The following is a 20,799-nucleotide window of genomic DNA, read 5'->3' as shown; positions in this document are numbered from 1 at the left end:
ACATATCGAAGAAGATACATACCAACTAACGCGTTTGGCGTAGCTTTCAAATGTTAATGAAATATAAAAACAAAACTGAAGTTTATGCTCGTTAGCATTGTAATCAGATCTCTGAATGAGGGCCGGCACTTAGATGACCTGCTGGTCATGATTGAACAACAGAACTGCCAAGGTTTCGAACTTGAAACTGTAGTGATTGACTCAGGTTCTACCGACAATACTTTAGATATCGCACGGTCTCATGGAGTGCGTGTCACAACGATACAAAAAGAGGATTTCTCATTCGGAAGATCTCTCAACCTTGGGTGCAAATATGCAAATGGAGAGATATTGGTGTTCATATCTGGACATTGTGTTCCAGCGAATTCTTATTGGCTGCAAAACCTTTGCAGACCCCTTTTAGATAGTTCGGTGTCTTATAGCTATGGTCGTCAAATTGGTGACGACGAGAGCAATTTCAGTGAACGCCTTATTTTCTCTAAGTATTTTCCAGACCGATCAGCCATTCCGCAAGAGGGTTTTTTTTGCAACAATGCAAACTCAGCTCTGTTGCGCAGTACATGGCAAAAATTCCCGTTCGACGAGGAACTGACCGGGCTGGAAGACATGGAACTTGCAAAACGGCTTGTCGCGCAAGGGATGCAAGTGGGATATGTCGCTGATGCGGTCGTATTCCATCACCACAATGAAAGCTGGACGCAGATCCGGCACCGGTTTGAGCGTGAGGCCCTAGCACTTCGAATAATTATGCCGGAAGTGCATTTGTCTTGGCTGGATGTCATACGCTGCGTCATTGTAAGCACATATTGCGACTGGCGCGCGGCGCGACTGAATGGCGTGACCTCCACCTCCAAGATAAATATGCTGCGCTATCGTTGGAACCAGTACCTCGGTTCGTTCAAGGGCAATACTGAACATCGTTGTCTTTCGCGTAAAGCGAAGGAAAAATTTTTCTATCCACATTTACAAGATAAGGCAGAACAGGATGAATCCCTCAGGCCGGTGCGTCGCACTTCTCCCAATAAAAGCTAACAGCCAACGCGTGCCCGGAAAAAACTTTCGGCCGCTTTATGGCAAACCCCTTTTTAGATGGATACTCGACACTCTGCTCGAAATTGACGAAATTGCAGAGGTCATCATCAATACAGATGCTCGCGATATACTCGCTGAACATGGCCTAACCGACAGCCCACGTATCCGCATCCGAGACCGCGCGCCCGAACTTTGTGGCGACTCGGTGTCAATGAATTTGATTCTGGCAGATGATGTTGCCGCGATCGAGGCAGACACTTACCTGATGACACACGCAACCAACCCGATGCTGTCTGCCCCTACAATTCAGGAAGCGATCAATGCCTACTATAATGGACTGAATGCGGGAACATGTGACTCTCTGTTTACTGTTAACAAGATACAAAGCCGTTTCTATCGTGCCGATGCTAGCGCTGTGAACCATGATCCCGATAATCTGATCCAAACACAGGATCTGGAGCCGTGGTTTGAGGAAAATTCGAACCTCTATATTTTCTCTCGTGAAAGTTTTGCATGCACCAAGGCGCGGATCGGCAAGAAACCGGCCATGCATTTGATGGACAAACTGGAAGTCACTGATATAGACACGTTGGAAGACTGGTCTTTTGCCGAGGCGATCGTCCAACTGCGTAACGCAGAAACGGTGCTGAAATCATGAAATCTGTTCTGGTAACTTGTTCACCGATGCTGGGCATGATTGATGAATTAAAATAGCTTGCCGAGGCACAGGTCATGAAACGCCCCGAGTTTGCCAGAGGGTAATTCGATCAACGTCAGGCTACTTTATCAAGTTTGTTCATCACATCTTGTAAACTCAAAGGACATGTGTAGATGATCCCACTCAGCCGATCTGTTGTTCGAATGACCCAGCCCGCGCGCTACGCGTTTGATAGTGTCACGTTCAAGATGACGGGCCGTCAAGAACCACTTGACGCGTTGCGTGACCGACACAAGGGCAAGCCTATGCTGGTCGTCGGAAATGGCCCTAGCCTGAACCAAACGCCACTTGAGTGTTTTGCAGGGGTCCCTTCTATCGGCATGAATAAAATCGACCTTATCTACCCACGGACCAATTGGCGGCCCGATTTAGTTGTTTGTGTTAACAATCTTGTGGCGATTCAGCATCAGGACATATTCGCTGCAAGTAGCATCCCGATATTCGTCGGTTGGAAGGCGCGGTGGTATCTGCGGCGTGACACCCGGCGAAAGGTGAACTTCTTCAACACAACATTGACGAATGCATTTTCTAAAGATGCCGTTGCGGGGTTTGGCAGTTCCGCGACAGTCACCTATATCGCACTGCAGATGGCCTATTGGATGGGCGCGGACCCGGTTATCATTTTCGGCGTAGACCATAGTTTCAAGTTTACCGGGCCCGAAGCTACCTATCAGAAGCGCGAAGGGCCCGACACCAACCACTTTGATCCCAACTATTTCAAATCTGGTACCTATTGGGGCACGCCGGACCTGGATCAGTCTGAGATTGACTATACCCTTGCCCGCCATGCATTCGAAGCGGATGGGCGCAAGGTCTACGACGCGACCGTTGGCGGCAAGCTGAACGTGTTTGAGAAGATGTCCGTGGAAGATGCCGAGACGCTTTTGCGCCTCCGCTTTTAACGCTGTTTCCTTGCGCATATGGCGCTGCACCCAGATGGACTATGCCATGAGCCGAGAAAAAAATGACGTTCCTGCAATACTGCACATCGAAAACCACATGTACCCCGAATTCGGAGCCGGCTATTTCGCGCATTGTGACTGTACCGTTGCTTTCTATACTCGGTTAGACGCTCTCATGCAGCCAAATACAACGTTACTCAACCTTGGGGCGGGACGTGGTCGCGCCGTGTTAATGGACGCATCGCCATTCCGACGAAAGTTGCAAACTCTACGTGGACGGATCAAGCGTGTGATCGCTGTCGATATCGATGCTGCAGTTCTGTCAAACCCGGATGTGGACGAAGCTCATGTTATCGATCCATTTGGTGTTTAGCCGATACCGGACCAGAGTATTGACATCATTCTGTGCGACCATGTGCTAGAGCATGTTGCCGCGCCGGCCGAATTCGTGCGCGAGATTGCGCGCGTGCTTAAACCCGGGGGGTGGCTGTGCGCCCGCACCCCTGCGAAGTGGGGCTATATTGGGATCGGAGCGCGACTTGTGCCCAACGCGCTGCACGTGGCTTTCCTAAAGAAACTGCAGCCGAACCGAAAGGCCGAGGATGTGTTTCCCACCGTATACGGTATGAACACGATGGCGGCGCTGGGTCACTATTTCGACAAATCCGAGTGGAAGAACTGCACATATGGCTTTAATGGAGTTCCCGGCTATCACGGGAATAATGCTGTCCTGTTCCGGCTGATCCAGTTTTGGGGCTGGTTGATGCCGCGCTCGTTGTCGGCGAAGTTTCATATTTTTATTCAGAAACGCCCATGATACGGCGGCTTGCCGCGCGACCAGCCATTGCCACATGGGCCGCGTTCACATTTCGCGCGCTACCGCTTATTCTGTTACCTGTCTTTATCGCGCTGCGCGCAGAGCCTGCATTCTTGGCGATATGGCTGGTGTTGATCACGTTGCAAGGTCTGCAATTGCTGTTTGAATCCAGCCTTACGGCATCTTTTGTGCGCAGTTTTTCCTATGCGATGGGCGGGGCGGATCGGTTGCGGATTGACGTGGGACCGCCGATGCAAGCAGGACTATCGCCTAATCATGTGCTTCTTTCGGGAACTTGGAACACAGGGGCGGTTCTCTATGCTGGCATGGCGCTACTCACGGCTTTGATGACTTTGATTGTAGGAGCCTGGAGCGCCGGTGACATTGTCCGCTATCTGGGGCCCCAACATCTGGCTAGGCCCGCATTGGCTGTGTTTGCGGTCGGTGCGGGCTTGCGCGCCTATGGAGGGCTGCACTTGTCCTATCTGTACGGGGTCGAGCGCATCACACTTGTTCGCTGGTGGGAGGCCGCTTTCTGGTTTGTAGCCTTCATTAGTGCGTGTACCGCCATCTGGACCGGCGCGGGGCTACTCGGACTGGCGCTGGCCTATCAAGTGCCGCTGGCCGCCAATATCCTGTGGAACATATGGCTGTGCCGCCGTGACCAGTCTGCGCGACTGGGCTTCGTGCGGTGCTGGCGGCCCGACCGTGATATCATTGTCCAGCTCTGGCCCAGTGTCTGGCGGACAGGGGTCGGCACCTTTGTGTATCTGGGAACCACCCAAGGGGCGGGGCTGTATTATGCCACGATCGGGGAGCCTGCGCAGGTTGCTGCGTTTCTGTTCGCGATGTCGCTGATCCGCCCGCTTGGGCAGTTCGCGCAGGTACCCTTCTTTACCAAGGTGCCGGTTCTGGCGCGGCTGCAAGTCTCGGGTGAGAGGGGGGCACAACAGGCGATTGCCGAGCGCAGTATGCGTCAAAGCTATCTGCTGCACATGGCGATGGTGCTCGGGGTGGCGCTGGCACTGCCGTTGCTGGCGCAGATGCAGGGGAGAGGGCTGCAGGTGCCGCTGCAATTATGGCTTCTTATAGGGCTGGCCGGTTATCTGGAGCGGATGGGGGCGATGCATCTGCAACTTTACTCTTCGACTAACCATATACTTGTGCATTGGGCCAATGGGTTGACGGCGCTTGTGTTCCTAGGGCTGGCGGTTGGATTGTTCGGATGGCTTGGGGTGGCGGCCTTTCCTGCTGCACAAGCCTTGGCGTTGCTGATGATCTATCTGCCCATAGGCATGATCAACAGCTATCGCACCTACGCGCTGCCCATCCCCGGTTTCGAGTTGAAGACTTCGGTCCTGCCGCTCGTCGTTCTGCTCTGGGCTATTACGAGGGGGATGTGATCATGCTGGAAAGGTTTTTTTGGGGATGATTAGATCATTTGGCATCCAAAATCGCAGGGCAAGCTATTCACCCGATAGGCGCCCCGCTATAATTGGGGCGTTCATGGCATTTATGATGCTGCTCCAAGTGCTTTATGAAGGCAGCCCGGAAATTATTCAAATATCGTCGCTTATTGTTTTTGTAGTTCTGTCATTTATTGTAACAACTTATCAAAAGACAAATTTGGTGCCAATGTCTGTTTTGGTTCTATTTGGGTTGTTATTTTTTATGTTGATTTTTTCAAATTTAATTTCCCTAGAAGTAATTGGTATCAGTAGTTTCTTGCGAATGTTTGCAATTATGGGATATTTGATTATTGGCTTGCTTTTCGCCGCGCGCCTTGATCATTATATTATTGAGAGAGCTTTACCTGCATACGCTATTGGACTCGCTCTCGTGCTGGTTTATGTTCTATATGATAATGATCGAATATTCGCTAGGCTTTCAGGTAACTTGCATCCAAACTTATGGGGATTTGTTGTTGCAACATCTCTCCCATTCGTCTTTTTTTCGAAAATTAGATTACTTTTCAAACTTATTATCTCAGCGTTCTTTTTGTACCTTCTCGCGTTTGAGTTCCAAACCCGCGCTGCCCTTTCTTGGGCAATCTTCTCATTTGTAGTATTTTTACCAGTTAGATTGATGGGTGGCAAATCAAACACAAACACAAAATTATTAATAATTTCTTCAATAACAATTGCGCTTTCGGCATTAGTGATTCTCATTATATCGAATCTTGACTTTGTTCGTGCTGTCTTTCAATTTGAATCTAGCACTCGTGGTGTTGGGAGCGGCCTATCAGGGCGTACGGCCCTATGGGCTGAAGCTTTTCACGTTTTCCAAGATCGCCCATTTTTAGGCCATGGATTTGACTCTGGTCGGTACTATGCGTCTAACTTCTTCGAGGTTTATGTGGCTGGTGATATAGAATCGCTTCACAACTCTTATCTTACAATGTTTTTTGATATGGGAGTGATTGGTGGAACCCTTTATCTAATTATAGTAGGCCTCGCGCTTGGAGGGGCTTTTGCATCTCGAAATATAATATTAATTTCATTTCTTATTGTTTATCTTGGGATGGGAATAACCGACTCTAGGCCGCTTAACGTCGCTAATCCGCCCGGATTGCTGTTCGTTGTCCTGCTGCCGTATCTTGCGACAGTTTTCTTGTTACGATTAGAAAGAAAAAAAGTAACAAAAATAATTTAGCTAGTGTTCTGAGTCCGACATTTGCTACCGATTTCCCCTGATTTGGTCGAGCGCGTCGAGTGCGCGGCGCTCTCGGGTGAGGATGCCCTTGGCGGTTTTGCTCCAGACGAAGGGCTTCGGCTTGGCGTTGTGCTGGAGCAGGTAGTCGTAGATTGCGCCTTCGAGATCGTCGACGCTGGAGTAGCTGCCGCGGCGAATGCGCTTTGCCGTGATCTCGGCGAAGAAGCGCTCGACGAGGTTCAGCCAGGACGCGCTGGTGGGTGTGAAGTGCAGCTTGAACCGGGGATGCTTCTCCAGCCAGGCCTGCACCTCGGGCGTCTTGTGGGTGGCGTAGTTGTCGAGAACCAGATGGATGTCGCGCGGTTTCTTCACGGCCCGGTCGATCCGGCGGAGGAAGATCAGGAACTCCTTGGCGCGGTGGCGGGGCATGCAGTCGCCGATGACCAAGCCCGACTTGACGTCCAGCGCGGCGAAGAGCGTGGTGGTGCCATGGCGCTTGTAATCATGGGTCATCGTCGACGCGCGTCCCTTCTTGAGGGGCAGGCCCGGCTGCGTCCGATCGAGCGCCTGGATCTGGGACTTCTCATCGACGCAGAGCACAACAGCCCGATCCGGCGGGTTGAGGTAGAGCCCAACGATGTCGGTGACCTTCTCCTCGAACATAGGGTCGTTCGAGATCTTGAACCCCTTCACGATATGCGGCTTCAGCCCGGCATCCGCCCATATCCGCCCGACGCTCGACGGCGATATGCCCACCGCCTCGGCCATCGTCGTGCGGCTCCAGTGCGTGGCATTGGGCGGCGTCTCCTGCACGGTCTTCGCGATCACCTTCAACCGGACCTCCCTGGGAAGCGGCGGCACGCGCGAGGGACGCGTCTTGTCGCGCTTGAGCCCCGGCACGCCCTCATCGAGATACCGCTCCTGCCAGCGCCAGACCGTCGGCTTCGACATGCCCGTCCGCCGCATGATCGCAACGGTGCCCCGACCGTCCGCTGTCGCCAGCACGATATCTGCCCGCCAGACAAGCTTGCGCGGCGTGTTGCGGTTGGTCAGCAGGGCTTGAAGCTCAGCGCGGTCGGCGGGGCCAAGGTAAAGGCAGATGTCGGTTCGTCTCATCCGCCGATCATGCCACGATGCGGCGGCCTTGGGAATCTTATGTCAGGCGGGGAATACTAGTGTTCCACACCTGACATAGGCTTCCCAATCTTGCTCTGCCGTGGCATGATCGGCAGATGAGACGTTCCGACATCTGCCTTTACCTTGGCCCCGCCGACCGCGCTGAGCTTCACGCTTTGCTGAGTAATCGCAACACGCCGCGCAAGCTCGCCTGGCGGGCGGGCATCGTACTTGCGACCGCGGACGGTCAGGGCACGACCGAGATCATGCGGCGGACGGGCATGTCGAAGCCGACAGTCTGGCGCTGGCAGCAGGGGTATCTCAATGAAGGCCTGGCCGGTCTCAAGCGCGACAAAACGCGGCCCTTGCGGGTGCCGCCGCTGCCCATGGAAACAAGGCTGAAGGTGATCGCGAGGACGGTACAGGAAACCCCACCCAATGCCAGGCAGTGGAGCCGCGCGCTGATGGCCGAAGCCATGGGCATCTCGCCTTCGAGCGTGGGGCGCATTGGACCTGTCGCGTATCACAAAGTGCCTGTCACCGCCTTCTAATGCGGCTAAGCCCACACATTATGCTCCGCTTTCGCCAAGTACCGCCCCAACACTGTGACACTTGACCACCCGCCTGCCCGCATAATCGCGGCGGTATCATGTCCCTTTTTGAGCAGATCCTGCGCCGCACCCACGCGCAGGGAATGGGCGCTGAACTCGCCCACGATAGTCTCGTGGTAACCCACGGCTCTTGCCGCGTTCTTGACGACGAGTTTTATGCTGGCGCCTGATAGCGCTCGGTCGATCGCAACCCCTCGGTAGATCCCGCAAAACAGCGGTCCGATGTCCGGCCCGCGCCAGGCCAGCCACTCCCCAACCAGTTCGGCCGAGCGTTGTGACGTGAACGCCAACCGGCCCATCCCGAACGGGTCGGCCTTTGACCTGCGCACGATGACTTCGAGCGTCCCGTCGGGCCGCCATGTTACGTCATCGGTTCGCAGCGCCGTGATTTCGGATCGGCGCGCAAGCAAGTCGTAGCCCAATGACAATATGGCCTTGTTTCTGAGGCCCCACGGATTGTCAGGCTGCGCATCAATCATTATTTTGAGTACATCTCCCGTCAGGCCACGCGCTTGTCCGGGTCTGTTGGGCTGCGCGCGCCTGATGCGGCGCACAGTCAAGTCGACGCCCAAATCGCGCGTCAACTCCGGTGCATCCATGATCATATTGAGGCGACGGACGGCATAAAGCCGGCGGCGGATGGTTGTGAACTTCAGCCCTCTCTGCGCCATCCAATTTAGGTGTCGGCACAGTATCTCCGACGTTGTGGGCAGCCAATCTAATTCCAGTTTTTCACACCAGTCGACGAAGGCGCCAATGTCGGTGTAGTATGCCCTCAGTGTATGCGGAGAAAAGGCGCCCTCAAGGCGACGAAACTCAGCTTTCCAGTCTCTGTTGTGGACTTGTGTCATTTACTTTTTTTGAACCAAAAGAGCTCAAATTGCAAGACGAAAACTTAACCTCAGATCAACTAAGAGCGGCTCGAGCAGTTATGGGTCTTTCGATCAGTGCGCTTTCAAACCTAAGTGGTGTCAGCATTTCCTCGTTGAAGCGATATGAGGCTACAAGTGGCGTACCAAAAGCGAGCAAGGGCCATCTTCAGCTTTTGAGGAACGTTTTCCAAGCCCACGGCATCGAATTCGTCGGCACGCCCGACGACAGGCCGGGGATCCGCGTAGACACACTGCGCAGGTAGCAAGCTTTCATCAGCGCTCTGATCCGGTCGTCACTGGCCCTCGCAAAAACCCCGTTCGGGGTTTTCTTTCGTTTGGACTCTGCAGTCATCTTAAATATTATGGCGGGCAGGAGAGGTCTTCCACTGCTCACCATAACCACGCGATGCGCGCGGGATGCGGGCGCAAATGAATGCGAGCGGCGCTGTACCATGCCAAAACAACCAAAACTTCCCGACCCCGCCCGCTTTGGCATCCAGAGCTTTGCCGAGCTGCTGTCTGCGCGCCCCGCCGTCCTTGGCGAAGTGCCGGGCAGCTTTGACGCGTTTCGAGAGGGCCTGATCGCGTCCCTGATCCCCGTCACTCCCTACGAATGCGTCGTCGCTGAGAACCTTATCGCGATCGAGTGGGAATTGGTCCAGAGGCGCAGGATGCACAATGCAGAGATGCGCGAAGACCTCCGCTTCCGGATCAAGAGAGCCGTCGAGGCGCACTACAAGGTCATCCACGATGCGGCGCTGGACGCCGATTGGCGCGCATTCATTGATGCCGGCGGCTACAAGAACGATTGGGAGGAACCCCACCTCCCGAGCAAGGATGCGGCAGACGCATTTAAGAGAGCCCTCGACGATCGCTGCATGACGAGCGACCCCGCCGCATTGGCTGAGCTGGAAGCCGATGTGTCGGCCCTCGGCATTTCGACTGTCACCCTGATGAGTGCTGCCTACGCCAGCACGAGCGGAGCCTTGGCCAAGCACGACGCAAAAATCCCTGAACTCGAGCGCCGCAGGCGTGAGGTGCGGCGCGACTACGACGCGCTCCAATCCGTGCGACCGCTGGAGCACCGGCGCGCAGATCATGATATTCCCGACGCGGAGGTGATAGGCCAGTGACGCGCAAGAGTGTCACCGCGCGCAATCGCGCCAATGCCGCCTCAAGCACCGGCCTTAAGACTGCGGAGGGCAGGGCGGTGAGCGCTATGAATGCGCGCCGTCACGGCGCGACGGGCAAGCCGGACCAAGCCCTCGCCGGGGCATATTTGTCGGTCATTCTCGATCGGCCGCACCTGTCGCTGGGCGATCTCGTGGCGCCCGATGAGGCCACGCAAAAGGCCCTTGTCCTGGCGCAGGCCGAAGCCCGCCTCGTGGCGGCGCAAAACGCGCTGACCGCGTTTGAGGCGTTGGCCAACGGTACCAACCCCCAAGGATTCGGGGACGCGGACGCGATAGAGGTGGCCACAACCTTCTGGCTCAACGATATCGGGTCGTCGGAGAAAAGCCGCAGACGCGATGCGCTGCGCTGCGCTGTATCGCCGTGCTTGAGGGCTGCATCCGCCAGCAAAAAAAGCAGCGCGCGCCGAACCCCGCCCGCACGCAACGGCTGCTGATGCGCTACGTCAGCGAAGCCAAAGCGGCCCGCGGTCGCGCGCTCGCGGCATGGCTGGCCACCAAATCGGAGCCAGCACCAAGGGAGGCTACGGGTCAAAAGCACAATTCACCGAAACGAACCCAAGCACAAGTATAGGTTGAAAATCGGGGAGGCCACTGACAACCATTTTTTCATAGCAGGTTTTCAGGTCCCCATGATTTCGGGAGGAGGCCGGGAATAATGTTCCACATGTCTTCAGTTGTTGCTGCAGCGCGCCTGTTTGCCGCGCACGGGTTATCTGGCATTGCAGCGAATTTGCGACCGATATAAGTTCCAAATTAGAATACAGTATCGGCGCAGACCGCCTGCAAGAAAATGAAAGCAAGCCCGTGACGTACCAAGACGACACTGCCAGCTGGCACATTGCGCAATTGCGGCCGAATGGCCTTCTGATGGCCTTGCGCAATCTGGAGCGCCAGTCGGTCGTGCATTTCGCGCCGACAGAGCTGCGCACGGAACGCCGCGGCGCCAAATTCGTGACCCGCGATGTGCCGGCTTTCCCAGGGTATGTCTTTGTGCAGCCAAGCGCGGCCTCAGGCGGCGTCAGGGCCGTCAACAGCACGCGCGGCATCACCAAGCTTATCACGCTGGGGCAGGGGCCCGCGATCGTCCCCGCAGGGCTGATCGCGGCGCTGCGGATACGGTTCGCGCCCCCCGACATCACGCCCGCGCCGCAATTTGATCAGGGCGACTGGGTCAAAATTCTCGACGGTCCTTTTGCCGAGTTTGTGGCCCAGGTCGAGGCAACGCCGGCAGCCGAACGGGTGTATTTGCTGATCGATCTGATGGGCCGCGCCACGCGCGTTGCGGTGGACGCCCGAAGCCTCAAGCGCGAAGCCAGTTAATTGCGTCCACCCGCTTGTGCTTTCGTCGAGTTTGAGAAGCTACTGCGATGATGTTGTGTGCATATCATTAGATACGAGCGCGTCTAAAGCTTCGCGCGTGATTAAATTTCGTGTACCATCTTCTATTATACAAACAGGAGCCAGATCAAATGGAGTTTGACGAAACACTCGCAGCCCAAATGCAAAGATTGCGCGAGCAACAAAAAAAGCAGTTGGCAGAATTGTCGGCGGCACGTGATGGGATCCGGCAACAGCTTACCGATGTCAATAACCAGCTCGCTTATTTAAACCAAATTCAATCCGAACTTGTGAAGTTTCGCGACAAACTCATCACTGACCTTGGCGAAGGGACACGAGGCCTTAAAAACAGAGGAACGCGCCAAGCACCGGGCACCCTTATAAAGGCATATCGAAAGGCACTAGAAGCAAATCCACAGGGCCTTACCGCAAGGGAGGTTGCCGATTGGGTTAAGGAGAACATGGAAAATGTAAACGTCGGCGCGATGCCGGCCGTGATGTCAAAGGCCGTCACCGACGGTAATTTGAACAAAGATGGATATGGGCGTCATTTTCTAGTGTGATGCAGCTGGCATCGTCGCCAGCCTTTGCGCCCAATATGAAGCAACTAAAGTGCACACTGATCCGGCCTTTGTATGAGGCCTTGCTGTGCCAAATGCGTTTCATGCTCGTATGATGTCAGCACCCATGAGACAGATTTGAGGATTTGAATGGTTAAGGCGAACTTTATTCTTACCAAAAGCGATTTTATTCAGTATCAGAATTGTCCCAAGTCATTGTGGCTCAAACATAATCGACCGGACGTTTATCCTGCGGGCAGTTCCTCAAGCTTTTTAGTGAAGCTTGCAGATGAGGGTTACGAAGTTGAGGCGTATGCCAAGAAGGCTGTTTCACAGTACTCAGACGCTGGGGCCTATAATTTTCAGCGAGACTTCCTGACGAGTGATGGATTGTACGCCCGCTGTGATATTGTCAAATCCAATCCCGATGGAAGTGTAGACATCTTTGAAATTAAATCCTCAACGAGTGTCAAAGACGACAGCTCACACAGTCACCTCAAGGACGCAGCTTTTCAGGTTGTGACTGCTCAGCGCGCCGGAGAACGCGTTGGAAAAGTCTGGATTGTTCATCTGAACAAAGGCTACGTTCGAAGCGGCGATATTGATCTAAACGGGTTGTTAACCTTTGCAGATGAAACGGTCCGCGTGAAGGCGCTGCTCCATGAAACGCAAGCCGAGATCAACACCGCCCTTGGCTTTCTTCGGCGTGAAACAATCGACGAAAACTCCTGCAGCTGTCGCTACCTGAGCAGGGCAAATCATTGCGATAGTTTTGACTATTTCAATCCATCAATACCAAAGCCTTCGATATACTCGCTTCCGAGGCTCTTCGGGGAAAAACTCGCTGCGTTCGTTGACGAAGGGCGGTTCGACCTCGCTTCCATTTGTCCTAATGAGGTCTCGACGCAGCAGTCTTTAATTGTCAAAGCGCACAACGAGGGCAACCCGTTTGTTGATAAGGTGGAAATTCGCGCCTTCTTTGCTCAGCTGAAGTATCCACTGCATTTTTTGGATTATGAGACGTTTTTGTCTGCTGTGCCCATTATCGACGGATATGGGCCTCAAGAACAGCTTCCTTTCCAGTTTTCACTACATGTTCTTCAGGAGGATGGTCGGCTGGAACATTCAGAATACCTTGCAGATCGCCCTATGAAGCCCGATGATCTCGTAAAGGCTCTGCGTGATGCAATTCAGCCCACCGGCTCTGTTTTCGCTTGGAATAAGGGCTTTGAGAACACTCAGAACAAAAACATGGGCAAGCAGTTACCCCATGCCAAAGACTTCTTGCTCGACGTTGTTGATAGGACTGTCGACCTTATGGACATCTTCAAGACCGGATACGTTGATGTCGGTTTTGATGGATCGACGTCGATTAAAAAAGTGCTTCCTGTCTTGATCCCTGAGCTGTCTTATCAAAATTTGAAGGTCAAAGACGGTGGCGAAGCCATGGAGGCGTGGGGAAAGATGATCGCTCTTACGGAATCTGCAGAGAAAAATAAAATGCGCCAATCCCTGCTAGAGTACTGCAAGCTCGATACTCTAGCGATGGTGCGTATTTATCAGTTTATTGACCGGCTAATGAAATGAAGAAGGTATGAGATCCACGTAGTTCATACTTTAGCAGCACGACTTTGCCTGAGAGATCATGCTTGCGGTTATGGCGCAGGAAATTTCGAAAAGCGCCTTCAAGGGCTTGCCCTTGACCTGTCCTACCTGCCCAGCGAGGCTGCGACAGAAGACTGTCGCAGGCAATCAATTGTACCTACCAAAACAGGTGCATAGTTCGCCTGACCGGCGAAATCGATCGCCCGCTGAATGCTGTCTTGGCCATCCAGAAAATGCGTAAGCGGTCGCTGGCCCTCACCTTCCAACAGATTGTCTGACCTGCGATTCCATGTGCGATGGAGATCAGTGCAGGAGTTTCGCGATGGCGACTACGTTGGAGTTTCTCCGGGATTACGGGGTGGACATAAGGACCAACGGACAGCGACGCTGGCCGGAAGAGATAAAGGCGCGGATCGTTGCTGAGAGCTTGCAGCCAGGTGTGAGCGTGAATGAAGTTGCGGCGCGGTATGGGCTGCGGGCGAACCATTTATCGGAATGGCGTAGTCGGGCACGTGACGGCCGGTTGGTTTTGCCTGCGGTTGAAGATGACAGCTTCTGTTTTGCACCGATCGTCGTGTCGGATGGTGGCGGCGGTGCGGATGTGCCGGCTGTCGCCGGGCAGCTCACAAAGCCTGACGGGTTGTCCTGTAAACCCATCGAGATTGCGATAGGTCGTGTGACAATCCGGGTCGATGGCACCACCAGTTCTGACCGGATTGCCGAGATCGTGCGGGCAATCGGGGCGCGGCCATGATGTTCCCGTCAAACCGCGTGCGGGTTCTGGTCTCGACGCAACCTGTGGACTTCAGGAAAGGTCATGATGGTCTGGCGGCAATCGTGTCGTCGGTGCTGCGTAAGGATCCGTTCACCGGCACGGTGTTTGTGTTCCGGTCGCGCCGGGCGGATCGGCTGAAGCTTTTGTATTGGGATGGCACCGGATTGGTGATGGCCTACAAGCGGTTGGAAGACATGACCTTCACCTGGCCTGCGATCAAAGACGGGGTGATGGCGCTGAACCACGCCCAGTTTGAGGCCCTGTTTGCCGGTCTGGACTGGCGTAAGGTCAAGGCGCTGGAGATGCGCCCACCTGCTGCGGCAGAATGAATCAACCATATGTTTTTGCGTGATTTTACTGGGGTTTAATCGTAGTCTCGGGCTATGATTGATACGCCTGTCATTGACCTTTCCACCATCCCTGCCGCGCAGCGCGCGGTGGTTGCGACCTTGATGGAAACGATCGCCGCACTTCAGGATATTACCCAACGCCAACAGCATCTGATTGCCGAGTTGAACCATGCCCTGCATGGGAAGCGGTCGGAAAAGCTGACCGAGGATGAACGGCAGCTGGCGTTTGAGGATCTGTCCATCGCGTTGGCCGAGGTCGAGGTGCAGAAGGAACATCTTGCCGCCAAGGCAGATAGCAAGACGGCAACCAGGCCCGGGCCAAAGCGGACCATCGGCAATCTACCGGCCACATTGCCGCGCATCGAAGAGATTATCGAACCCGCCAGCCTGATCTGCCCTTGTGGCTGTGGCGTCATGCACAAGATCGGTGAAGACCGCAGCGAGCGGCTGGATATCGTGCCAGCGCAGTTGCGTGTGATTGTCACCGTGCGCCCGAAATATGCCTGCCGGACCTGCACAAACGGCGTGACCCAGGCACCGGCGCCCTGCCACCTAATCATGGGCGGGTTGCCGACAGAAGCGACGCTCGCCCATGTGCTGGTCAGCAAATATGCCGACCATCTGCCGTTGTATCGCCAGAGCCAGATCCTGGCGCGGGCAGGCCTCGATCTGCACCGCGCTGTGCTGGCCGATTGGGTGGGTAAGGCGGCATTCCACCTCAAGCCCGTCGTCGACCGGCTGGGTGAACACCTGAAACGATCAGACAAGCTGTTCATGGACGAAACCACCGCCCCGGTGCTGGATCCGGGTCGCGGAAGGACCAAAACCGGCTATCTCTGGGCTCTTGCCCGCGATGACCGGCCATGGGGCGGTGAGGACCCGCCCGGTGTGGTCTACTTCTATGCACCCGGTCGGGCGGGCGAGAATGCCGAAACATTCCTGATAGGTTTTGACGGCATCCTGCAGATCGACGGATACCAGGGCTACAACCGGCTGACCAAGCCGACCCGCAAGGGCGGCGATCCCATTCAGGTGGCCCATTGCTGGGCGCACGCGCGCCGCAAGCTGAAGGAAGTCTTCGACCGCGATGGATCACAGATCGCCGCCGAGGGCCTGCGCCGCATCGCCGAGATCTATGCTGTCGAAGCCGATATCCGTGGCATCTCTCCCAGCCAGCGATTGTCGGCCCGCCAGACCCGCAGTGCTCCACTGGTCGCGGCCTTCGGCGATTGGCTGCAGGCCCAACGCCGCAAGATCTCCGCTAAATCCCGGTTGGGTGAAAAGCTGACTTACATCCATAATCACTGGGATGGGCTGCAGACCTTCTTGGCCGATGGCCGCGTCGAGATTGACAACAACCGCGTCGAAAACCTGATCCGCCCCATTGCTCTCAATCGCAAGAACGCGCTCTTCGCCGGTCATGACGAAGGTGGCATCGCTTGGGGTCGCATCGCCTCACTGATCGAGACCTGCAAGATCAACGACGTCGAGCCCTTCGCCTATCTCAAAGCAACCCTCACAGCGATCGCTAATGGCCACCCGCAAAGCCGCCTCGATGATCTGCTCCCGTGGAACTTCAAGCCGTCAAGCTGAACCGACAGTGCTCTCCTGAGAACGCTTACGAAAATGCAATGCAGTCCGCATCACATCTGGTGCAAAACCTCCAGCGGAAATATTTGCGTTATCGACGGCAGCCCAAGCACTTGGCTCTATTTTTTTTGATATTCTTTTCACTTCGTCCCAAGAATATCCGTCTATTGCAAGACGACAAATCAAAGCCATCAGGGCGGACATATCACCTGCAAGCGGATGGTAGTGAGTAATCATTGCCTCTTGCCGTGCAAACCTTCCTATGTCGGCTGTCATAATAAAGGGAAACAAGGCGAGTGGGGCTATTCGATGCGCCGGGTTACAGCCCGCGGTATGGCCGTCTTGCGCAATATCAGCCTCATGGACTGCCTTCTCTCGATCCAGTCCACATTCAATTCGTTTAAAGACCTCTGCGAATGTTGGCCCGGTATCAAAGGCATCTTCTTTCCACCAAGCAAGATAGCGAGCAGTGATGTCGTCGGGATCGAAGGTCTGTGTTTCCGAGAGGCTTGCAAATAGAATTTCTGCCATGCGGGTTGGCCCACCATGGCGGTCGCCGAGCTTCAACCCTGTAAAAAGGATATCTGTGTGCGCGGGGTGCGTTATATTGGGCAGGCTTGAACTCCTCGATAAGCTTGATTGCTTTCGCATTGTGACGCGACACTTATGTTAGAGCTGGAACCATAAGTCGACATTGCGCAAGCAGGGTGTCGCAAACGTCTAAATAATCCAATCTTGCCAGATGAACAGTAGTTTTATTCTCTGAACGTCAGCTGCGATCCCTCAGGATGCTCAAAGTGTACTGCTCCGATTGTGCCGTCACAATGCATTTGCTCGGCAGCGGCGCTTTTTTAGAGCGGCACGACAGGTGGGTTCCCAAGGCTGTCAAACATTACCACTCAGCCAAAGTGATACGGGTTCGCAGGATCAGCTAACCGTGATAACATATGCGACCGCATATACCTTGAAGAGCAAAAAAGGCTTGTCCAGAAGGTCGATTCAGGCGATCTTGATGTCAGAATGTACCCCACTTTGGGAATATTAGATAGTTTAAAAAATATAAGGACACGAGACCAATGTCTGACGCTAACTTTCTTGCAGAGATCGAAAAACACATCCATGAAAATATGACATTCCAAAATCTTACATCTGGCGAAGTAGATTTCACTGATGAAATAGATAACATGACTGCTGATTTTGAAAATAAGGCTTTCGAATGTGAGATTGAAGTAAACGATGCGTTAAATATCATGGCGAAAGAACTGGATGACAAAGTCCAGGTAGATGGCCAAACCGATTATATATTGTTGTTAAAAGATCTAGTACAAATTGTTACGGAACGACTTTCAGGATATTAGTATTGTAAGTATTGAGATAGCTTCCTTCGGCTACCCGATATTTCACAAGTGGGCTGCCGGATGACGTTAAGCTGACCTGAAAATGCCCGCTTGAAAAGTGTTTTGGGCCCCCAGCAGCGTTAACGATCGCGCAAGCTGCTGGAACAGCATGGATCGTCCCAGGATGCCGCTTAACCATAGTCCAAAGGTGAAGTTTTCAGCGCAGCGGGTAGACCAATCCTGCTTCTTTCGTGCAGTTTGGGGCCGGCTCGCGGTCATCCGCATAGCGGTGGCGCGCTACTGAATGCATTGACAGTCATTTTGGGACCGTCCGCTTTCCCTTGATGCTTGCGCAGTATCCAGCAGCATTTGGGATTTTGTCGGGTCTGTTTGCCCTGACGACAAGCCTAATTGCTGTAAGCGCTGGCGCTCCCATATGACATGTGATCGCCCTTCAAATATCAGCGCAATCCTATCTCGATTGCAGGTCAACTAGACTTGCAGATATGGACCAAAGCTGACATCGGAGGCGCCGAATTTTTACCTTACGCGGACAATGCTAAAGTTGCAGATGTCTCAAATTGTTCCGGCGTGACGTGTGTTTTGTGCTGCCCGAGCAAAGTCTCTCCGTTGCAGATCGGTGCAAGTTCCTTCTTCACCCGATCCTCGGCTGCGCTGACGCGCCTTCTAATGCCGTCATCACCTTCAACGCCATGAAAGGCGCTTAACCTCACATAGGAGAAGCTGAAAAGGGGAAGAATATCCTTGCCCGTTGCGTCACGTAGAACGGACCATTGCCCTTTGGCAAATAGTGCGCGGTTTTCACCTGCGTTACAGCCAGTGTCCTTGACGATCAGCTCCGCGACGTTCGGCTCGCCAAGGGCGGCAAAGTCGTGATTGGGGTCCAAGCGCATCGTCTGGGCCGTTCTTTTCCCAATACCAACATTTGCCCCGCGCATCGAGCATGTTGCAATATGTTTCACCCACCGATCCCTCAGGACATTTCCCCCGAAAACAGGGCCCGACCCAACCTTACCATTCCGGTAAAGGCCAACATAAATCAGGCTGGGCGTTTGCGCGGCGGTAACTTTAAAAAAGATCCCATATAGGCCCGCGGCTTGGAAAGGTTCAGGATCAAGGTTCAGGCAACGAAAAGCAGTATCCATGAATGGTACTGACGGCGCTGGTGGCATCGTTGGTTGTGCCGAAAAAAGCGAGTGCGCCTCAAATCTGCGAATGATGACTTCGCGGGCATTGCCTGTGTATGCATCGGATGGTTGGGGGCTCTTGAGAAGTGCTTGCTTGCTGCGGCCAAGGTTTCTGACGACGCTCTTGGGCTTGGGCTGGTCGAACTCGGCGTCAGTGTCGGGGGCATCTTCGTCAGGATGTCGATACGCATCGATGATCGCAGGTGTTATTGCCCCGTCTGAATGGCCAAACAGCTTCAGAGTTGACGACAATGCTTTTGATGTGGCGGGCTTTGGTTCGTATCGACCCCTGAGTGCGGTGAGGAATGCGATAAGCTCGCCAATATCACTATCAAAACTCACATTCCATCCGCTGTTGTTTTTTTGGGCAACAGGCACCGACAAGCGTAGATACTTTTCCGGCCTCGTCTCGCCCAAGGATCGCCAGTTAACCCACATCTTTGCAAAGTTATGGCTCACCAAGCCATCTGCAGTTATTTCATTCACCAATGCGGTGTTCGTCCACAGGTAAATGGCGCCAGGATCATCTTTGTCATCGGGCTGACGATCGACGCAAAGACCAATCCGGTTTCCCCTTGTTCTTCCGTCAATCCCAAGTGACCCCGCCACAACAATGCATTGCTCACTTCCAGCAGGCGTCCAAGTCCGAGGTGACGCAAATACATTGCACGCTGTATGTTGATGAAGTTCCAGCATGACTTTCTGCAAGACCTGCGTGGGCACCCCTCGCAGGTTTTTGACGGTCGTTGGAGAACAAAAATGATCCTCAAACAATGAAGTATCGCACAGAACTTCAGTCATGCTTAGGTTCATTGTGACACCAGATTTCAAATAACTTACTTCCGATCATATATGATTTGAGACATGATAGGGAAGCCAAATGATAGCCAACCAATCATGCAGCGGTAGTGCGCAATCGGTAACTCCGGCATGGTTTGGCGGTGACCAAAAGTGTCACCCCTGTGTGTTATTGTCTATATTTGATGACAAAGGAGCACACATGTTCAAGAACCAGATCAATTATGCCGGACCTGCAAGCGAGGAACTCAAGAAACAACAAGCCATCCAAGTTTTGCAGTTTGCGCAAATCACCAAAGACTATCAGCAACTTGTCAAGAGAATCGCCTGCAACCTTTATGACGATGTTGCTAAAATCTTTCCCGACCACCTGCAAATGATCTATCTGTTGACAAATGATCGCCGACGCCAAGTGTGGCATGCCGTCATCGCATCAGAAATTATGCAAGATACCCTCAAAACGGGGGGGAAAGCGGTCGTCAAACTGCGTCATGACCTATTGAACACCAAATCTACCCAACTTCTAAAAGCTGCCTTCAACGACTTACCCAATAGCTTTGAGGCACTGCTGTCTCGGTTTGGCACACAAGCGCAGGACCGCGAAGTATATTTGATGCTATACGACATTGCGCGGATCGGGGGCCCGACATTGCGCCGGCAAATGCTAGGGGCTGAAAAACTGCAAGCGCGTACGATCCGGCATCTTCATGCCCTGCCAGCCGACCTTCGGAATGTGGGTTTTGCTAATAGCCTGAAAGATCAACAAAGCGTTAAAGACTTTGTCCGGTTGATGAACGAGATGCAATTAGCCAAATTTCAAGACAAACCAGACGTTGAGGAAAAACTACTCATAGCCATAAAAAACAACAGGAATGTTCCAGCAGCGATCAAGGAAATTTACATCCGTCTGCCTTTCCCGCCGCAAATTGTACCCGATACAGAGCGCTTGCGTTACATCACGTGTGGCTTGGAGCTCGAAAAGGTCGCAAAGGAATTCAACAACTGCCTTGGCAACTTCGTCCCAATCGCGCTGCGTGGCGAAAAGCAGTTCTATGTGTGGAACAAAGATCTTGTCGTCTCGATCCATAAATATCGCGGTCATTGGCAGGTTGATGAAATCAAACTGAAAGGCAACCGAGAGCCGACGGTAAAGCTTCAAAAGATGATTATAAACCATTTCGCAGAAAATGGTGTTCAGAAAATCAATGGTTTTGCCTCAATGCTCGAGCCATTCCTACTTGAGGATGCTTTCAGTTTTGTAGGGGTTGAGCCTAGCATCGATGACATGGAGTTCGACTTTTCTTATTTTGCGCAAGTAGCCTAGC

At 53.6% G+C, this 20,799-nt stretch carries 22 protein-coding genes; 18 read left to right on the top strand and 4 right to left on the bottom strand.

What is annotated here, in order from left to right:
• Positions 1-84: 84 nt before the first annotated feature.
• From LOKVESSMR4R_RS07840 to LOKVESSMR4R_RS20120, 7 genes are all read left to right on the top strand, one after another.
• Positions 85-1,032: a glycosyltransferase gene (locus LOKVESSMR4R_RS07840; RefSeq protein ID WP_257790139.1), complete on the top strand. Its 948-nt coding sequence runs from the start codon at positions 85-87 to the stop codon at positions 1,030-1,032.
• Positions 986-1,690: a cytidylyltransferase domain-containing protein gene (locus LOKVESSMR4R_RS07835; RefSeq protein WP_087207248.1), complete on the top strand. Its 705-nt coding sequence runs from the start codon at positions 986-988 to the stop codon at positions 1,688-1,690. Before LOKVESSMR4R_RS07840 ends, LOKVESSMR4R_RS07835 begins: the two co-directional genes overlap by 47 nt.
• A gap of 173 nt (positions 1,691-1,863) precedes the next feature.
• The gene (locus LOKVESSMR4R_RS07830; protein WP_157898167.1) at positions 1,864-2,652 is read left to right on the top strand and encodes a 6-hydroxymethylpterin diphosphokinase MptE-like protein; all 789 of its coding nucleotides are present in this window, start codon (positions 1,864-1,866) and stop codon (positions 2,650-2,652) included.
• 46 nt (positions 2,653-2,698) lie between these two features.
• Positions 2,699-3,025 carry a hypothetical protein gene (locus LOKVESSMR4R_RS20125; protein WP_157898166.1) on the top strand — a complete coding sequence of 109 codons (327 nt, stop codon included), beginning with the start codon at positions 2,699-2,701 and terminating at the stop codon, positions 3,023-3,025.
• A 3-nt stretch (positions 3,026-3,028) separates the two neighbouring features.
• Positions 3,029-3,469, top strand: a complete 441-nt coding sequence (locus LOKVESSMR4R_RS07825) for a methyltransferase domain-containing protein (RefSeq protein ID WP_087207244.1) — start codon at positions 3,029-3,031, stop codon at positions 3,467-3,469.
• Positions 3,466-4,872: a hypothetical protein gene (locus LOKVESSMR4R_RS07820; RefSeq protein WP_087207242.1), complete on the top strand. Its 1,407-nt coding sequence runs from the start codon at positions 3,466-3,468 to the stop codon at positions 4,870-4,872. The genes LOKVESSMR4R_RS07825 and LOKVESSMR4R_RS07820 overlap by 4 nt, the downstream gene beginning before the upstream one ends.
• Before the next feature lie 103 nt (positions 4,873-4,975).
• Entirely contained in the window at positions 4,976-6,121 is a 1,146-nt protein-coding gene (locus tag LOKVESSMR4R_RS20120; RefSeq protein WP_157898164.1) for an O-antigen ligase family protein, read from the top strand.
• A 24-nt stretch (positions 6,122-6,145) separates the two neighbouring features.
• Here the strand turns inward: LOKVESSMR4R_RS20120 and LOKVESSMR4R_RS07815 are convergent, their stop codons facing one another.
• Positions 6,146-7,237 (bottom strand): IS630 family transposase, encoded by a 1,092-nt coding sequence (locus LOKVESSMR4R_RS07815; RefSeq protein ID WP_087207240.1) that lies wholly within the window; start codon positions 7,235-7,237, stop codon positions 6,146-6,148.
• A 116-nt stretch (positions 7,238-7,353) separates the two neighbouring features.
• Here LOKVESSMR4R_RS07815 and LOKVESSMR4R_RS07810 point away from each other — a divergent pair, with 116 nt between their 5' ends.
• The gene (locus tag LOKVESSMR4R_RS07810; protein WP_237331936.1) at positions 7,354-7,788 is read left to right on the top strand and encodes a helix-turn-helix domain-containing protein; all 435 of its coding nucleotides are present in this window, start codon (positions 7,354-7,356) and stop codon (positions 7,786-7,788) included.
• Between the two features lie 5 nt (positions 7,789-7,793).
• Here the strand turns inward: LOKVESSMR4R_RS07810 and LOKVESSMR4R_RS07805 are convergent, their stop codons facing one another.
• Entirely contained in the window at positions 7,794-8,699 is a 906-nt protein-coding gene (locus LOKVESSMR4R_RS07805) for a tyrosine-type recombinase/integrase (RefSeq protein ID WP_087207238.1), read from the bottom strand.
• Between the two features lie 473 nt (positions 8,700-9,172).
• Between LOKVESSMR4R_RS07805 and LOKVESSMR4R_RS07795 the strand changes: the two genes are divergently transcribed.
• From LOKVESSMR4R_RS07795 to tnpC, 8 genes are all read left to right on the top strand, one after another.
• Positions 9,173-9,853: a hypothetical protein gene (locus LOKVESSMR4R_RS07795; protein WP_087207234.1), complete on the top strand. Its 681-nt coding sequence runs from the start codon at positions 9,173-9,175 to the stop codon at positions 9,851-9,853.
• Positions 9,850-10,347 carry a hypothetical protein gene (locus LOKVESSMR4R_RS07790; RefSeq protein ID WP_157898163.1) on the top strand — a complete coding sequence of 166 codons (498 nt, stop codon included), beginning with the start codon at positions 9,850-9,852 and terminating at the stop codon, positions 10,345-10,347. The genes LOKVESSMR4R_RS07795 and LOKVESSMR4R_RS07790 overlap by 4 nt, the downstream gene beginning before the upstream one ends.
• A gap of 370 nt (positions 10,348-10,717) precedes the next feature.
• Entirely contained in the window at positions 10,718-11,233 is a 516-nt protein-coding gene (nusG, locus tag LOKVESSMR4R_RS07785) for a transcription termination/antitermination protein NusG (RefSeq protein WP_257790138.1), read from the top strand.
• Positions 11,234-11,382: 149 nt separating this feature from the next.
• The gene (locus tag LOKVESSMR4R_RS07780; RefSeq protein WP_087207228.1) at positions 11,383-11,814 is read left to right on the top strand and encodes a hypothetical protein; all 432 of its coding nucleotides are present in this window, start codon (positions 11,383-11,385) and stop codon (positions 11,812-11,814) included.
• A 147-nt stretch (positions 11,815-11,961) separates the two neighbouring features.
• Entirely contained in the window at positions 11,962-13,398 is a 1,437-nt protein-coding gene (locus LOKVESSMR4R_RS07775) for a DUF2779 domain-containing protein (protein ID WP_237331935.1), read from the top strand.
• Positions 13,399-13,738: 340 nt separating this feature from the next.
• Positions 13,739-14,170, top strand: coding sequence for an IS66-like element accessory protein TnpA (gene tnpA, locus LOKVESSMR4R_RS07765; protein WP_087206431.1), 432 nt, complete (start codon positions 13,739-13,741; stop codon positions 14,168-14,170).
• Positions 14,167-14,520 carry an IS66 family insertion sequence element accessory protein TnpB gene (tnpB, locus tag LOKVESSMR4R_RS07760; RefSeq protein WP_087206430.1) on the top strand — a complete coding sequence of 118 codons (354 nt, stop codon included), beginning with the start codon at positions 14,167-14,169 and terminating at the stop codon, positions 14,518-14,520. Before tnpA ends, tnpB begins: the two co-directional genes overlap by 4 nt.
• A 123-nt stretch (positions 14,521-14,643) precedes the next feature.
• The gene (gene tnpC, locus LOKVESSMR4R_RS07755; RefSeq protein WP_420645907.1) at positions 14,644-16,134 is read left to right on the top strand and encodes an IS66 family transposase; all 1,491 of its coding nucleotides are present in this window, start codon (positions 14,644-14,646) and stop codon (positions 16,132-16,134) included.
• Here tnpC and LOKVESSMR4R_RS07750 read toward each other — a convergent pair.
• Complete coding sequence (locus LOKVESSMR4R_RS07750; protein ID WP_157898162.1) at positions 16,126-16,662, bottom strand: ADP-ribosylglycohydrolase family protein; 537 nt, start codon at positions 16,660-16,662, stop codon at positions 16,126-16,128. The two genes, tnpC and LOKVESSMR4R_RS07750, sit on opposite strands and share 9 nt — an antisense overlap.
• 545 nt (positions 16,663-17,207) lie before the next feature.
• Between LOKVESSMR4R_RS07750 and LOKVESSMR4R_RS07745 the strand changes: the two genes are divergently transcribed.
• Complete coding sequence (locus tag LOKVESSMR4R_RS07745) at positions 17,208-17,489, top strand: hypothetical protein (RefSeq protein WP_087207225.1); 282 nt, start codon at positions 17,208-17,210, stop codon at positions 17,487-17,489.
• 524 nt (positions 17,490-18,013) lie between these two features.
• On the opposite strand, the gene LOKVESSMR4R_RS07740 is transcribed toward LOKVESSMR4R_RS07745, so the two are convergent.
• Positions 18,014-19,477 (bottom strand): hypothetical protein, encoded by a 1,464-nt coding sequence (locus LOKVESSMR4R_RS07740; protein WP_157898161.1) that lies wholly within the window; start codon positions 19,475-19,477, stop codon positions 18,014-18,016.
• A 199-nt stretch (positions 19,478-19,676) separates the two neighbouring features.
• Here LOKVESSMR4R_RS07740 and LOKVESSMR4R_RS07735 point away from each other — a divergent pair, with 199 nt between their 5' ends.
• Positions 19,677-20,798 (top strand): hypothetical protein, encoded by a 1,122-nt coding sequence (locus LOKVESSMR4R_RS07735; protein WP_087207221.1) that lies wholly within the window; start codon positions 19,677-19,679, stop codon positions 20,796-20,798.
• Position 20,799 lies beyond the last annotated feature (1 nt).

This window comes from Yoonia vestfoldensis, from assembly GCF_002158905.1.
Lineage (GTDB): Bacteria > Pseudomonadota > Alphaproteobacteria > Rhodobacterales > Rhodobacteraceae > Yoonia > Yoonia vestfoldensis_B.
The sequence above is the reverse complement of the archived record's forward strand: the minus strand, read 5'-3'. Positions and strand labels throughout refer to the sequence as shown.

What these genes read in the sequence shown, in the direction of transcription:
- LOKVESSMR4R_RS07840 (WP_257790139.1), top strand. Translation starts at nt 85, where the DNA reads ATGCTCGTTAGCATTGTAATCAGATCTCTGAATGAGGGCCGGCACTTA.
- LOKVESSMR4R_RS07835 (WP_087207248.1), top strand. Translation starts at nt 986, where the DNA reads ATGAATCCCTCAGGCCGGTGCGTCGCACTTCTCCCAATAAAAGCTAAC.
- LOKVESSMR4R_RS07830 (WP_157898167.1), top strand. Translation starts at nt 1,864, where the DNA reads ATGATCCCACTCAGCCGATCTGTTGTTCGAATGACCCAGCCCGCGCGC.
- LOKVESSMR4R_RS20125 (WP_157898166.1), top strand. Translation starts at nt 2,699, where the DNA reads ATGAGCCGAGAAAAAAATGACGTTCCTGCAATACTGCACATCGAAAAC.
- LOKVESSMR4R_RS07820 (WP_087207242.1), top strand. Translation starts at nt 3,466, where the DNA reads ATGATACGGCGGCTTGCCGCGCGACCAGCCATTGCCACATGGGCCGCG.
- LOKVESSMR4R_RS20120 (WP_157898164.1), top strand. Translation starts at nt 4,976, where the DNA reads ATGGCATTTATGATGCTGCTCCAAGTGCTTTATGAAGGCAGCCCGGAA.
- LOKVESSMR4R_RS07815 (WP_087207240.1), bottom strand. Translation starts at nt 7,237, where the DNA reads ATGAGACGAACCGACATCTGCCTTTACCTTGGCCCCGCCGACCGCGCT.
- LOKVESSMR4R_RS07810 (WP_237331936.1), top strand. Translation starts at nt 7,354, where the DNA reads ATGAGACGTTCCGACATCTGCCTTTACCTTGGCCCCGCCGACCGCGCT.
- LOKVESSMR4R_RS07805 (WP_087207238.1), bottom strand. Translation starts at nt 8,699, where the DNA reads ATGACACAAGTCCACAACAGAGACTGGAAAGCTGAGTTTCGTCGCCTT.
- LOKVESSMR4R_RS07795 (WP_087207234.1), top strand. Translation starts at nt 9,173, where the DNA reads ATGCCAAAACAACCAAAACTTCCCGACCCCGCCCGCTTTGGCATCCAG.
- LOKVESSMR4R_RS07780 (WP_087207228.1), top strand. Translation starts at nt 11,383, where the DNA reads ATGGAGTTTGACGAAACACTCGCAGCCCAAATGCAAAGATTGCGCGAG.
- LOKVESSMR4R_RS07775 (WP_237331935.1), top strand. Translation starts at nt 11,962, where the DNA reads ATGGTTAAGGCGAACTTTATTCTTACCAAAAGCGATTTTATTCAGTAT.
- tnpA (WP_087206431.1), top strand. Translation starts at nt 13,739, where the DNA reads ATGGCGACTACGTTGGAGTTTCTCCGGGATTACGGGGTGGACATAAGG.
- tnpB (WP_087206430.1), top strand. Translation starts at nt 14,167, where the DNA reads ATGATGTTCCCGTCAAACCGCGTGCGGGTTCTGGTCTCGACGCAACCT.
- tnpC (WP_420645907.1), top strand. Translation starts at nt 14,644, where the DNA reads ATGGAAACGATCGCCGCACTTCAGGATATTACCCAACGCCAACAGCAT.
- LOKVESSMR4R_RS07750 (WP_157898162.1), bottom strand. Translation starts at nt 16,662, where the DNA reads ATGGCAGAAATTCTATTTGCAAGCCTCTCGGAAACACAGACCTTCGAT.
- LOKVESSMR4R_RS07745 (WP_087207225.1), top strand. Translation starts at nt 17,208, where the DNA reads ATGTCTGACGCTAACTTTCTTGCAGAGATCGAAAAACACATCCATGAA.
- LOKVESSMR4R_RS07740 (WP_157898161.1), bottom strand. Translation starts at nt 19,477, where the DNA reads ATGACTGAAGTTCTGTGCGATACTTCATTGTTTGAGGATCATTTTTGT.
- LOKVESSMR4R_RS07735 (WP_087207221.1), top strand. Translation starts at nt 19,677, where the DNA reads ATGTTCAAGAACCAGATCAATTATGCCGGACCTGCAAGCGAGGAACTC.